Source organism: Streptomyces sp. NPDC101776, assembly GCF_044766845.1.
Taxonomy (GTDB): Bacteria; Actinomycetota; Actinomycetes; order Streptomycetales; family Streptomycetaceae; genus Streptomyces.
In genome coordinates this window covers 71,111-85,052 of sequence record NZ_JBIWMV010000003.1, presented here as the reverse complement: position 1 = coordinate 85,052, position 13,942 = coordinate 71,111, and the positions used below count along the sequence as shown (strand labels likewise).

Sequence of the window (13,942 nt, the reverse complement as noted above, 5' to 3'; positions counted from 1 at the left end):
ACCTCCGGAAAGGTGTGTGCACCGTGACCAGTCAAGACACCGTGGGCCGACATGAGTACGGCGTCCACTCCGAGGTCGGCCGACTGCGCAAGGTACTGGTCTGCGCGCCGGGCCTGGCCCACCGCCGGCTCACCCCGACCAACTCCGACGACCTGCTCTTCGACGACGTGATGTGGGTCGAGAACGCCCAGCGCGACCACGCCGACTTCGTCAACAAACTCCGAGAACGCGGCGTCGACGTCGTCGAGTTGCACGAACTGCTCGCCCAGACCATGACGATCCCCGCCGCCAAGGACTGGCTCCTGGACCGGAAGATCGTCGCCAACGAGGTCGGCCTCGGCCTCATCGACGCCACCCGCGCCTACCTGGAGAGCCTCGAACCGGCCGAACTGGCCAAGTACTTGATCGGCGGCCTCGCCACCACCGACCTCCCGGACGAGTACCGCACCGACTACGTCGCCCTCGTCCGCGAATCGACCGGCGTCCGCGAATACCTGATGCCGCCGCTCCCCAACACCCTCTACACCCGCGACACGACCTGCTGGCTCTACGGCGGCCTCACCCTCAACCCGCTCTATTGGCCCGCCCGGCACGACGAGACCCTGCTTATGAAGGCGATCTACACCTTCCACCCCGACTTCGCGGGCTCCGTCGTCTGGTGGGGCGACCCCGAACTCGACTGGGGGCAGGCCACGTTCGAGGGCGGCGACATCATGCCCGTCGGCAACGGCGTGGTCCTCATGGGCATGAGCGAACGCACCTCGCGCCAGGCCGTCACCCAGGTCGCCAAGGCGCTCTTCGACCTGGGCGCCGCCGAGCACGTCGTCGTCGCCGGTATGCCGAAGCTGCGCTCCGCGATGCACCTCGACACCGTCTTCACCTTCGCCGACCGCGACCTGGTGACCCTCTACCCGGCCATCATGGACGCCGTCCACACCTTCTCCCTGCGCCCCGGCACCAAGGGACCGGGCATCGACATCGTCGACGAGGGCTCGACCCCGTTCACCGACGTCGTCGCCAAGGCGCTCGGCCTGCCCGAACTGCGGGTCGTGGAGACGGGCGGCGACATCTACGCCTCCGAACGCCAGCAGTGGGACAGCGGCAACAACGCGGTCGCGCTGGAACCGGGCGTGGTCTTCACCTACGACCGCAACACCCAGACCAACACCCTGCTGCGCAAGGCCGGCGTCGAGGTCATCACGATCGTCGGCGCCGAACTCGGTCGCGGCCGGGGCGGCGGCCACTGCATGACCTGCCCGATCGTGCGGGACCCGGTGGAGTTCTGAAGTGCCGCTCGGCGGGCGGATGTTGGGCAACTCTTTGCCCTTGGCCGATTCCTGACGAGAGCCGCCCGGTGGGACGCCGATCCATGGATCCCGGGCGCGCAAAACACGGCTGAAAGTACCGGGGTGGGACGGCTGTTCAGGTTACGGCCGTGTTGACCGGCCCTGCCCGGTGGCACACGCTCGTCACGTTAGGTGCTTGATACAACTGGTTTGCCGGGGCGGGCCGCACGCGGAGAAAGACGCAGCTGGGCGACCTTCTTCCGACGGGCCGGACGCAGGAGGTAACGCATGTGCGGCATCACCGGCTGGGTCTCCTTCGACCGTGAACTGCGCACCGAGGCCGCGACATTGGATGCAATGACCGAGACGATGGCCTGCCGCGGACCCGACGACCGCGGCACCTGGATCCTGGGCCCCGCGGCCCTCGGACACCTCCGGCTCGCGATCATCGACCTGCCCGGCGGCCGTCAGCCGATGACGGTCGACACCGCGGACGGCACGGTCGCGCTCGTCTACTCGGGGGAGACCTACAACTTCACCGAACTCCGCCGCCAACTCACCGACCGGGGACACCGGTTCACCACCGACTCCGACACCGAGGTCGTGCTGCGCGGCTATCTCGAATGGGGCGACGCGGTCGCCGAACGCCTCAACGGCATGTACGCCTTCGCGATCTGGGACGGCCGCCGCGACCGGCTCGTGATGATCCGCGACCGCATGGGCATCAAGCCCTTCTACTACCACCCGACCCCCGACGGCGTCCTGTTCGGCTCCGAACCGAAGGCCATCCTCGCCAACCCGCTGGCCCGCGCCCGGGTCACGCTGGACGGCCTGCGTGAACTCTTCACCATGATCAAGACCCCCGGACACGCCATCTGGGACGGCATGTCCGAGGTCGAGCCCGGCACCGTCGTCACCGTCGACCGCTCGGGCCAACGGCGCCGCGTCTACTGGCAGTTGGAGACCCGCCCGCACACCGACGACCGCGACACCACCGTCGCCGCCCTCCGCACGCTCCTCGACGACATCGTGCGCCGCCAACTCGTCGCGGACGTACCCCGCTGCACCCTGCTCTCCGGCGGCCTCGACTCCTCCGCCATGACCGCGATCGCCGCCCGCCAACTCGCCGAACACGGCGAGACGGTGCGCAGCTTCGCCGTCGACTTCGTCGGCCAGAGCGAGAACTTCGTCGCCGAACCACTGCGCGGCACCCCCGACACGCCGTTCGTCCACGACGTGGCCCGCGCCTCGGGCACCGACCACCAGGACATCGTGCTCGACGCGCAGGCCCTCGCCGACCCCGACGTACGGGCGAAGATGCTGCGGGCCCGCGATCTCCCCATGGGCCTGGGCGACATGGACTCCTCGCTGTACCTGTTGTTCCGCGCCATCCGCGACCAGTCCACCGTCGCCCTGTCCGGCGAGTCCGCCGACGAGGTCTTCGGCGGCTACCAGCAGTTCTTCGACGAGGAGGCCCGCAACGCCGACACCTTCCCCTGGCTGGTGCGCTTCGGCCGCGACTTCGGGGACGACGCCGACGTGCTGCGCACCGACCTGACCAAGGCCCTGGACACGCAGTCCTATCTCACGGACGGCTACCGCGACGCCGTCTCCGGCATCCAACGCCTCGACGGCGAGAGCGACTTCGAGTACCGCATGCGACGCATCTGCCACCTCCACCTCACCCGCTTCGTCCGCATCCTGCTCGACCGCAAGGACCGTGCGAGCATGGCCGTCGGCCTGGAGGTCCGCGTCCCGTTCTGCGACCATCGGCTCGTCGAGTACGTCTACAACACGCCCTGGGCCTTCAAGTCCTACGACGGCCGGGAGAAGACCCTGCTCAGGGAGGCCACCGCGGACGTCCTCCCCAAGTCCGTGTACGACCGGGTCAAGAGCCCGTACCCGTCCACCCAGGACCCCAAGTACGCCGTCGCCCTCCAGGACCACGCCAAGGACCTCCTCGCCCGGCCCTCCCACCCGGTCTTCGACCTCGTCGACCGCGAGAAGCTCCGGCGGGCCGCCCACCGCGACACCCCCATCAGCACCCAGGCGGGCCGCCGCGGCCTGGAGCGCACCCTCGACCTCGCGCTCTGGCTGGACCTCTACAAGCCCGAGATCTCAGTCGCCTGAGGCCGGGGCGTCCGGCGCGCAGGAACTCCCGCTGGGCGGCAGCGAGCCGTACAACAGGAAGTCGTTGACCTTGGTGTGCACACACTTGGACGACGCGTAACCGGTGTGCCCCTCACCCTTGTTGTCGAGCACCACGGCCGAGGAACCGAGCCGCCGGGCCGTCTCCACGGTCCAGCGGTACGGCGTCGCCGGGTCGCCCCGGGTTCCGACGAGCAGCATCTTCGCCGCGTGCACGTTCTTGACGTCGTCGCGGATGTAGTCGGTGCCCCGGGGACGGCCGTAGCACATCAGCACCTCGGTGAGCCGGTAGCGGCCGAAGACCGGCGACGCCTGTTCGTACTCGGCGCGCAGGCCGGCCAGGTTCCTGGTGATCTGCTCGGCGGTGGGGCGGTCGGGGTCGTCCGCGCAGTTGATGGCCATCAGCGCGGCCGGGAGGTTGTCGAGCGGGACGTCCTGGGCGTCGACGACCCCACTGCCTCCGCTCAGCCCGGGCAGACCCGCGCCGCCCGACGAGAACGCCATGACGGCACGCGTGTCGCCGTCCTCCACCAGTGAGGCGATGGCCCGCTCCAATGTCGGCCACAACTGCTCGCTGTACAGCGCCTGACTGATGGCACCCACCAGATCCTGACCGGAGAACCGGTCGCCGAAGTCCGACTGCACCGGGTCCTGGTCGAGCGAGCGGACGAGTTGGACGACCCGGTCCGGTGCCGACCGCGCGTCCGTCCCGAAGGGGCACGCGATGTCCTGCACACACCAGTTGAGGAAGTCCTCCAGCGCCGTCTGCTGACCCTCGGCGCCCGCGATCCCCTGCTCGGACATCGGTTCGGTGAGGGTGTCGACGCCGTCGAGCACCAACCGGCCCACCTTCTTGGGGAATTGGGCCGCGTACACCGCGCCGAGCCGCGTTCCGTACGAGAAACCGAGGTAGTTGAGCTTCTTGTCGCCGAGGGCCTGGCGCATCACGTCCAGGTCGCGGGACGCGTTGACCGTGCCGATGTGGGGCAGGACCGGACCGGAGTACTTGGCGCAGGTGGCGGCCGCCTTCCGCAACTGCCTGAGGACGACCTTGGGATCACTGCTGTCGGTGGTGTCCTCGTCCGGCGCGGCCGAGCCCTGGTCGTCGCCCTCGCCACAACTCACGGGTGAGGACTGGCCGACGCCGCGCGGATCGAAGGTGACGACGTCGTAGCCGTTCGTCAGATCCATGAACTCCTTGCCGTCCGAGGCGAGTTCACTGACACCCGCACCGCCGGGACCGCCGAAGTTCAGCAGCACCGACCCCCGCGACTTCCCGGTCGCCCGGTAACGGGCCAGCGCGAGATCGAGCGTCCGGCCGCCGGGCTTCGCGTAGTCGAGCGGCACGGTGACCTTCCCGCACTGCAGGTCCTTGGGCGTGTCCGCGTCCTTGCACGCCGCCCACTTCACCTTCTGCCGGTAGAACCGGGACAGGTCGGACGCCGGCCGGTCGTCGGCCGTGGCGAGCGCGGGCAGCCCCGCGCCGAGCAGCGCCAGCGTGAGGACCCCGGTGAACGCACAGCCCCGGAACGCGGGCCGCGATGACAGCTTGGCCAGCATCAATGCCTCCAAGAACGCGCCGTGACCAGCGCCTGCGATCACGATAAGCGGGCCGCGCGGGCCCCGCCTCCCGGCGAGCGGGGCGACGGCCGGTGCCGTACTCTGCGCCCCTTCAATAGGCATAAGGGGTTTTCCGACTAATGATTTCCTGCCGAACAAGAAATGATCAGGAGTCGTTACGAGTAGTTCGATAACCGTGACGCTCGATGGAGTGAAAGGCCGATAAGCCATAACTCGGATGGTGCGCCCGCGTTTTATCCGGTGCGGGTGAGTGCTCGCTACATCTCTGGAAGGCAGGGACCCCATGAAACGGGTTACCCGAAACGGTGTGATCGCCGTCGCCGCCGTGTCCGGTGCGATGGCCGCGGCGATGCCGGCGTTCGCCGACTCCGGCGCGGACGGCTCGGCGGCCGGTTCGCCCGGCGTGGTCTCCGGCAACACCCTTCAGCTCCCGGTGCACGTGCCGGTGAACGTGTGCGGGAACACCGTCAATGTGGTGGGGATCCTCAATCCCGCCGCGGGCAACAGGTGCGCCGAAGAAAGCGACGACGCGAAAGCGGGTGGCGCGAACAGGTCCGGCGGGAAGAACCACGCCGGATCGCGCGGCGGTGCCGTCGCACAGGGCGGCGAAAAGGATTCGCCGGGTGTGCTCTCCGGTAACGGAGTACAACTCCCGATCCATCTCCCCGTGAACCTCAGCGGCAATTCCGTCAACGTGGTCGGCATCGGTAACCCGACGGTGGGCAACCACTCCGGGAACACCTCCGGCGAACACCCTCACCACCCCGCACCGCCGACCCCGGCGCCGCCCACACCGCCGAAATCCCACCCGCATCCGCATCCGGGACCGCTGACAGAGGTGCAGGGGCGCCCCGTCCCGCCCGCCGCCGAGGCGTCGCTCGCCCACACGGGCACCGACACCACGGTTCCGGCCGCCGCCCTGAGCGCGGCCCTCCTCCTGGGCGGCACCGCCCTGTACCGGCGCCACCGCCCCAGGGCGGGACGCTGACCCGAGCACCCGCTCCGGAACGGAAGGCCCCACCGGGTACGCGACCGGTGGGGCCTCCGTCGTCCGGGGCGACCCGGCCAGGACAGCGGGACGTCAACTCCTAGGATCCGTAGGAGAGTTCCTCGGACTGCTCCGCCGGAGCCCGGAGGAGTGCGTGGGCCGCCTTCCGGAACGCGGTCAGCAGACGGTTGTGCTCGCCGGCCCGGGTCGCGAGGGCGACATGGCTCGGTTCGACGCCGTGCAGAGGGATCGCCGTGATGTCCGGGCGGACCGTCTGGCCGGGGCGGAGACCGGCGACGATGGCCACGGCCTGCCCGTCGGCGACGAACTCGAACTTGTCCTCCAGCGCCCGGATGACCGGACCGCCCGGTGCCGGGCGGCCGTCGGGCCTCGGGTCGATCCGCCAGAACGCGCTCCACGCCGGGTCCGCGCCGGGGACCTGCGGAAGGGGTTCGTCGGCGATGTCGTCCACGGTGACGGACTCCTTGCCGGCCAGCCGGTGGTCGAGCGGTACGAGCAGGAGACGGGGCTCGTCGTAGAGGACCGTGACCTCCAACTGGTCGGTGGTGAACGGCAGTCGGGCCACCACCGCGTCCACCCGGCGATCGAGCAGGGCCGCGCGCACATCGTCGTAGGCCAGGTGGACGACCTGCACGTCGGCGTCCGGATGCCTGCGCCGCACCTGGCGTACCGCCGGGGTGACGAAGAGGTTCGCCATGTATCCGACGGTGAGGCGGCTGGGTTCGGCGGCGGCGCGGGTCTCGGCCGCGGCCTGGGCGGTGGAGCGCAACAACGCCTTGGCGCGCGGCAGAAAGACCTCCCCGGCCTCCGTGAGCCGGGTGCCCTGCGGGGTACGGTCCAGCAGCCGGGCCCCCAACTGCTCCTCCAGCCGCCGGACTTGACGGCTCAGGGACGGCTGGGTGATGTGCAGCGCCTCGGCGGCCCGGCCGAAGTGACGCTGCTCGGCCACGGCGATGAAGTACCGCACGAGGCGCAGTTCGAGATCGGGCGCGGGAGGCAGGTCCGTCATGCCTGAAGTGTACGGCGGGATACGGGGAGAATTTGGCCAGATGGCCCTCTGAGCTGCTGTGATGCCTGATGCGTATTGCCCGATACGAAACAGGCTTTGGACCGGGAGCTCCTGCCCCGCCCACGATGGAAGCACAGCACGGATCCACCTCTCCCCTCTCTCTTCGAAGGAACGCACCATGCGAGTTTTCGTCACCGGAGCGACCGGCTTCATCGGCTCCGCCGTGGTCCGTGAACTGCTCGACGCCGGGCACGCGGTCACCGGACTGGCCCGCTCGGACGCGTCCGCCGAGGCGCTGACGGCCGTGGGGGCCGCCGTACACCGGGGCGCGCTCGACGATCTCGACGGCCTGCGCGACGGCGCGGCGGCGGCGGACGGAGTCGTCCATCTGGCGTTCGTCCACGACTTCACGGACTTCGCCGCCAACTGCGCCACGGACCTGCGCGCCATCGAGACGATCGGCGAGGCGCTGGCAGGCACCGACAAGCCCTTCGTGGTCACCTCGGGCACGCCCGGACTCCCCGACGGGAAGGTGGCGACGGAGGAGGACCACGTCGACCCCGCGTCGTTCTCGGCGATCCGCCAGCCGTCCGAGATCGCGGCGGTCGCGCTGGCGGAGCGCGGGGTACGGTCCTCGGTCGTCCGGCTGCCCCGGTCCGTGCACGGCACGGGCGACCAGGGATTCGTCCCCCAACTGATCGCCGTGGCACGGGAGAAGGGCCTGTCGGCGTACGTCGGCGACGGCTCCGCCCGCTGGCCCGCCGTGCACCGGCTCGACGCGGCGCGGCTGTATCGATGGGCCCTGGAGTCGGCACCGGCGGGCGCGCAGTACCACGCGGTCGGCGACGAGGCGTTGGCGCTCCGCTCGATCGCCGAGGTTGTCGCTCGCCGTCTCGGTGTCCCGACCGGCAGTGTGCCCGCAGAGCAGGCGGTCGAGCACTTCGGGTTTCTCGGGCTGGTCGCTTCGTTGGATTGCCCGGCGTCGAGTGAGGGGACGCGGAAGCGGACGGGGTGGGAGCCGGTGGAGGTCGGTCTGATCGCCGACCTTGAGACGGGGCGTTACTTCGGGGAGGCGTAGGGCGCGGTGCCGTCCGGATTTCTGTCTGCGGGTCGGTGGGGGCTGGTCGCGCCCACGAGGCGGAGCCGCACATGTAACAGCCCCGCGCCCCTTTGGGGCGCTTGTGCACAGGGTGCCGCAACAGTGAGCGTAAATCCGTTGCCGGGGTCGGGCGCTGGTGCTGAAGTGAGCGCATGGATCTCGTCGCGGTACTCGCCCTCCACGATCGTGAACTGCGCGAACGGGTTCGGCCCGACGGACCCGGGGCGCGTGTCGAGCGGGTCGGGGGAGTGGTGCGGCATGTCGCCGCGGACGCGCATGGGTGGAACGGTGTGGTGTGGTCGGACCTGGACGCCACCGACGCGGACGCGGCGATCGCCGAGCAGATCGCGTATTTCACCGGGCTCGGCCGTGACTTCGAGTGGAAGCTCTACGGCCACGACCTGCCGACGGATCTCGGAGAGCGGCTGACGGCGGCGGGGTTCACGCCGGAGCCGCAGGAGGCGCTGATGATCGGGGAGGTCGCCGCACTCACTCTCGACGCCGAACTGCCGGACGGCGTCCGCCTGTTGACCGCCACCGACCGGGCCGGCATCGACCTCCTGGCGGACGTGCACGAGCAGGCCTTTGGCACGGACAGCGCCCGGCTGCGCGCCCGCCTCCTCGACCAACTCGCCGCCGACCCCGACTCGTTGGTGGCCGTCGTCGCCCTCGCCGGTGACGAGGCGGTGAGCGCGGCCCGGATGGAACTCGTTCCCGGCACCGACTTCGTCGGTCTGTGGGGCGGCGGCACGGTGAAGGCCTGGCGGGGCCGTGGCATCTACCGCGCGCTGATCGCCCACCGCGCCCGCATCGCCGCGGACCGCGGCTACCGCTACCTCCAGGTCGACGCCTCCGACGAGAGCCGCCCCATCCTCGAACGCCTCGGGTTCGCCCGGCTGACCACGACGACGCCGTACGTGTACGAGCCGTAGACCCGAGGTCAACGGGCGCCCGATGCGGGCCAGTTCGGCCGACCGCGCCCGCCCCTGAGGGGCGGGCGCGGCGGGATCGGCCCGGTGGCGCGGCGGGCCGGAGTCCGGATCGACGGGCGGAGCGCTGTGCGGCGGCGAGGGTGTCCGCTCAGCGGCGCACCCTCGACCTGTCCAGCGCGGCGATGCCGACCGCTGCCAGACCGATCTGGATGAGCCACTCGATCCAGTCGATGCCCTTGGTGTCGGCGACCCCCAGGCCCGATGCGATCGCCGCGCCGATCAGCGCGGCCACGATGCCGACGACGATCGTCAGGATCACGCCTGTGTGCTGGCGCCCGGGGACGACGAGCCGTCCCAGCACGCCAATGATGATGCCGATGATGATGGCACTGATGATGCCCGAGATCTCCATCTCCGCCCCTCTTTGTCGATAGTGCTGCTCTCTTCATGTGCCCACTGGACGCCAAGGCAGTCCGGCCGAGTTCTGTTGGCTGTTATTGCCGGGACTTTCTGTTCACCACCCCTTCATGCCATGTACCTTTCAATCGTTCAACGCGTGTAGAACTCCCCAACTACCGTTCTACGCGCGCAGATCAGGCGCCCGCACCGCACCCTTCCCCATCCCCTCACGGAGGTTCGCCGGATGCTTGGATCCAGAAGATCCCGCCGCAGACTCACCACCGCCCTCGCCGGCCTGGGGCTTCTCGTCACGGGGGCCGCCCTTCAGGTCACCACCACGGCCACGCCCGCGCACGCGGCCACCACGCACCGCGTCCTGTTCGACGACGGCCACGCCGAAGAGGCGGGCAACGCGGACTGGATCATCTCCACCAGCAAGCCAGACCCGCTGTCCCAGGACTCCTCCCCGTCCGCCGAGACCGACTGGACCGGGGCCCTCTCGTCCTGGGGCGTCGACCTCCAGAAGACCGGCGACTACAGCCTCAAGACCGCTACCAGTGCGCTGACTTACGGCGGTTCGTCGACGACCGACCTGTCGAACTTCGACACGCTGGTCCTGCCCGAGCCCAACACGCTGTTCACGACGGCCGAGAAGACCGCGATCATGACGTTCGTCCAGAACGGCGGCGGCCTCTTCATGATCTCCGACCACACCGGCGCCGACCGCAACAGCGACGGCGAGGACGCGGTCGAGATCCTCAACGACCTGATGACGAACAACAGCGTCGACTCGACCGACCCGTTCGGCTTCTCCATCGACACCCTCGACATCAGCTCCGGCTACCCCGCCGCGATCAGCGACAGCAGCAACGCGGTCCTGAACGGCGCCTTCGGCACGGTCACCAAGAGCCTGATCGCCGACGGCACGACGGCCACGCTCAAGCCCGCCGACAACGCGAACGTCAAGGGCCTCGTGTACCGCAGCGGTTACTCCGGCAACACCGGCGCGTTCTTCGCGACCAGCACCTTCGGCAGCGGTCGCGTCGCCTTCTGGGGCGACACCTCGCCCGTCGACGACGGCACCGGCCAGTCCGGCAACACGCTCTACGACGGCTGGAACGACACCGGCGCCACCAATGCCGCCCTCGCCCTCAACGCCACCGCGTGGCTGGCCGGCGACGGCAGCACCGGCGGCGGTGGCGGAGGAGGCGGCACCTGCACCGCCGCCCAGCTGCTCGGCAACCCGGGCTTCGAGTCCGGCAACACCACCTGGACCGCGAGCAGCGGCGTCATCACCAGCTCGACCAGCGAGGCCGCCCGCACCGGTTCCTACAAGGCCTGGCTCGACGGGTACGGAACGGCCCACACCGACACCCTGTCCCAGTCGGTGACCATCCCGTCCGGCTGCTCCGCCACCCTCAGCTTCTATCTGCACGTGGACACCGCGGAGACCACCACCAGCACCGCCTACGACAAGCTGACGGTCACCGCCGGGTCCACCACCCTGGCCACGTACTCCAACCTGAACGCGGCCTCCGGATACGTCCTGAAGTCCTTCGACGTCTCCTCCCTGGCCGGCACCACCGCCACCATCAAGTTCAGCGGCGTCGAAGGGTCCACCCTCCAGACGTCCTTCGTCCTCGACGACACCGCGCTCAACGTCAGCTGATGACGACCGGTGGGGCCCGGCGGCGGCCGGGCCCCACGGGTTTTCAGTTGTTCACGCCGCCGGGACCGTCCGCTCCGGCGTGTTCCAGCCGGAGACCCGCACCCGTGGCGCCGATCCGTGCAGATCCGCCGTCCGGTAGGTCACCGTCAGCGTCCTCGACTCCCCGGGCCACAGGCTCACTTCGTTGTCGGACCACCGCACCGGCAGCACCGGCTTGCCCGCCGAGTCCACGAGATGGACGTCGGTGAGGAGCGAAGGTGTCTTCCCCTGACCGGAGTTGCGCACCGTGACGGTCGTGGCCGAGGTGCCGTCCGCGCCCGCCGAGGTCGACGCCGTCGCCGAAACCGGCACCCGCGCCATCGAGTTGAGCCCCTTGAGGTCCGCGTAGCTCGTCGTCGGCGTGTAGTACCAGTCGGTGTGCGCCCAGTCGAGCGTGTCGGGTTTGGCCGAGAGCCAGTACACGTTCCGGCTCACCTCCTTGCCGGACGCGTCCGTCAGGGTCAGCCGCACCAGGTACGTCGTCGACAGCCCGGGGACCGACGTGGGCAGGGTGAGCGCGGTGCTGTGCGCGCCGCCGCCGGAGACCTTCACCCCGGTCACCTTCTTGTCGTACCTCTGCGTGCCGTCGGTGTCGAACAGCGTTGCGCGCGCGGTGAGTTGCCGTGCTGGGGAGTTCTGGTTGTTCAGCACGACGACCGAGCGGTTGTCGTAGGAGTACTGGATGTGCAGCGGCTCGTTCGCCTTCTTCGCGCCGAAGTAGGCGCCGCCCTGGTCGAGGTAACGGTCCATCAACTGCCAGTGCAGCGAGGTCCAGCCGCTGTTGAACATCCAGTAGACGACCCCGGTGGACGGCTTCGAGGCGTCGGTGGCGTTGCGCTCGTACGCCTCGAACTGGGCCCGCACGTTCTCGTACTGGGCCAACTGGGCTTTGCGGACGTAGTCGGTGAGGCTCGTCGGCGGGCCGTAGCGGCCGGTGAGGGCGTTGTCGTAGAGCTTCAGGGTGTTGAAGACCGGTGACGGGGAGCGGTGGTACTGCTTGGTGGTCGGGTCCTTCCAGAGGGTGGCCAGTTCGGCCGGGGTCATCATCCGGCGCAGGGTGTCGAGGGTGGGGATGTCGGGGCCCGCGCTGGTCTCGGAGTTGAAGCCGGTGGCGCCGCCCTCGCGTTTGGCGTACCAGTAGTCCGGCGGGATCCAGTCGTAGGGGCCCGTCATCTTCATGCCCGAACTGCCGCTGATCGGCGACGAGTTGTCCGACGCGGCGGCGACCACCGGAGTCCTCCAGTCGGCGGCCTTCAGCGCGTCGACGTAGGTCTTCTCGATCGTCGCGTCAGGCGCGAAGTCGCTGCCGATGAGGAAGGAGATCACGCTCGGGTGGTCGCGCAGCCGGGCTGCCTCGGCGGTCATCGACGCCTTGGCGACCGGGTAGTCGGCGGCGGTCCACTTGTCACCCGTTTCGCCCCCGTTGACCTGGCCCTCCCACTTGTCGCAGCACTCCCAGCCGGGGAGGGTCAGAATGCCGTAGCGGTCGGCCAGGTCGAAGAACTCGTCCGGCTCGATGTGCCCTTCCAGCCGGATGGTGTTCAGGCCGAGGTCGAGGGCGTACTTGAGGCGGTCCTCGACGTACGTCCGGTCCCAGCGCAGGAACTCGTCCGGGGACCAACCGCCGCCCTTGATCAGCAGCTTGCGGCCGTTGACGCGGTACTGGCGGGCGCCGTCGGAGTTCAGCGGGGCCTGTACGTCGCGGATGCCGAAGCTCTCGTGCGCTGTGTCGGAGGGGGCACCGTTCACGGCGGCGGTGAGGTCGAGGTCGTAGAGCGGCCGGCCGCCCATGCCCGCCGGCCACCAGACCTTCGGGGAGTCCAGGTGGACGGAGAAGGTGACGGTCTTCGTCCGGTGCGCGGCGAGGGAGACGGTCGTGGCGAAGGTCTTCGTGCCGATGCTGCCGCTGATCCGCGCGGTGACGGGGGCGTTCGAGTCGTTGCGGGCCCGCGCCTTCACCGTCAGGTCGGCGGTGGCGAGCGACGGGACGGCCAGGCTGGTCACCACGTGCGCGTCGCGCAGGGCCACCGGGCCGCCGCGCCGGACGAGGACGTCACGGACGATGCCCATGTTCTGGTCGGGCGGCGGCTGGAGCCAGTCGATCCAGCCCATGGTGAGGTTCTTGTTCGGGTCGTTCGGCCGGATGCGGAAGGCGACCGTGTTGGTGCCGGAGCGGACGAGCGAGGTGACGTCCAACTCGTGCTGTGTATAGGCGCCGTTGACGTCGGCGGCCTTGGCCACCTGCTTGCCGTTGACGTAGACGTCGGCCGCCGAGATCACCCCGCTGAAGTCCAGGTGGGTGCGCTCGGTGCGGTCCGTGACCGTGAAGTCGCTGCGGTACCACCACGGCACCTGGAAGTCGGCCTTCGGGATCTTCCGCTGGTTGGTCGAGTAGAAGGGGTCCGGGTAGACGCCGTCGGCGATCAGGGCAGCGAGGACGGTCGAGCGCGCGCCGGCCGGGTACCAGCCGGTCGGCCGATAGCCGGGGGAGGAGACGGCCGCGGGGGAGGCGGTGACCTTGGCGGACGACTGGATCGTGTAGCCGGACAGCGGGGTGGCGGTCCCGGCCGTCGGGCGTACGGCGGTCACCGGGGCCTGCGCGCGCTGCTGCGGGGACGGCTCCCGGGCTCCCGCCCAGGCGCTGGTGGCGAGGGTGCCCAGCAGACCGAGGGCGATCGCGGCCGTGGTGAGACGGCCGCTGCGGAGTGGGGGAACGGCGGGGCGGTGGAACACTGCGGTCTCCAGCCTCGTCAAGTTAGGAAGCTTTACTA

The 13,942-nt window shown here is 69.7% G+C and carries 10 protein-coding genes; 6 read left to right on the top strand and 4 right to left on the bottom strand.

The annotated features are described in order from the left end of the window. The first annotated feature begins 23 nt into the window (after positions 1-23). Both arcA and asnB read left to right on the top strand, forming a co-directional pair. Positions 24-1,286, top strand: a complete 1,263-nt coding sequence (gene arcA / locus ACIRRY_RS11835; protein ID WP_403971055.1) for an arginine deiminase — start codon at positions 24-26, stop codon at positions 1,284-1,286. A gap of 288 nt (positions 1,287-1,574) precedes the next feature. Beyond that, positions 1,575-3,416 (top strand): asparagine synthase (glutamine-hydrolyzing), encoded by a 1,842-nt coding sequence (asnB, locus tag ACIRRY_RS11830; protein WP_403971053.1) that lies wholly within the window; start codon positions 1,575-1,577, stop codon positions 3,414-3,416. Here asnB and ACIRRY_RS11825 read toward each other — a convergent pair. Continuing rightward, complete coding sequence (locus ACIRRY_RS11825) at positions 3,405-4,994, bottom strand: alpha/beta hydrolase (protein WP_403971051.1); 1,590 nt, start codon at positions 4,992-4,994, stop codon at positions 3,405-3,407. The two genes, asnB and ACIRRY_RS11825, sit on opposite strands and share 12 nt — an antisense overlap. 328 nt (positions 4,995-5,322) lie before the next feature. On the opposite strand from ACIRRY_RS11825, the gene ACIRRY_RS11820 reads away from it, so the two are divergent. Further along, positions 5,323-6,003 carry a chaplin gene (locus ACIRRY_RS11820; protein ID WP_403971049.1) on the top strand — a complete coding sequence of 227 codons (681 nt, stop codon included), beginning with the start codon at positions 5,323-5,325 and terminating at the stop codon, positions 6,001-6,003. Positions 6,004-6,103: 100 nt separating this feature from the next. Here the strand turns inward: ACIRRY_RS11820 and ACIRRY_RS11815 are convergent, their stop codons facing one another. Continuing rightward, complete coding sequence (locus ACIRRY_RS11815) at positions 6,104-7,033, bottom strand: LysR family transcriptional regulator (protein ID WP_403971047.1); 930 nt, start codon at positions 7,031-7,033, stop codon at positions 6,104-6,106. A gap of 178 nt (positions 7,034-7,211) precedes the next feature. Here ACIRRY_RS11815 and ACIRRY_RS11810 point away from each other — a divergent pair, with 178 nt between their 5' ends. Next, positions 7,212-8,111, top strand: a complete 900-nt coding sequence (locus ACIRRY_RS11810) for an SDR family oxidoreductase (protein ID WP_403971045.1) — start codon at positions 7,212-7,214, stop codon at positions 8,109-8,111. 173 nt (positions 8,112-8,284) lie between these two features. Then, a complete protein-coding gene (locus ACIRRY_RS11805; protein WP_403971043.1) occupies positions 8,285-9,064 on the top strand; it encodes a GNAT family N-acetyltransferase in 780 nt (259 codons plus the stop codon). A gap of 148 nt (positions 9,065-9,212) precedes the next feature. Here ACIRRY_RS11805 and ACIRRY_RS11800 read toward each other — a convergent pair whose 3' ends face one another. Next, positions 9,213-9,476, bottom strand: a complete 264-nt coding sequence (locus ACIRRY_RS11800) for a GlsB/YeaQ/YmgE family stress response membrane protein (RefSeq protein WP_403971041.1) — start codon at positions 9,474-9,476, stop codon at positions 9,213-9,215. 231 nt (positions 9,477-9,707) lie between these two features. On the opposite strand from ACIRRY_RS11800, the gene ACIRRY_RS11795 reads away from it, so the two are divergent. Further along, on the top strand, positions 9,708-11,132 hold the full coding sequence (locus ACIRRY_RS11795; protein ID WP_403971039.1) for a hydrolase: 1,425 nt from the start codon (positions 9,708-9,710) through the stop codon (positions 11,130-11,132). Positions 11,133-11,183: 51 nt separating this feature from the next. Here the strand turns inward: ACIRRY_RS11795 and ACIRRY_RS11790 are convergent, their stop codons facing one another. Continuing rightward, positions 11,184-13,904: a glycosyl hydrolase 2 galactose-binding domain-containing protein gene (locus ACIRRY_RS11790; protein ID WP_403972236.1), complete on the bottom strand. Its 2,721-nt coding sequence runs from the start codon at positions 13,902-13,904 to the stop codon at positions 11,184-11,186. Positions 13,905-13,942 lie beyond the last annotated feature (38 nt).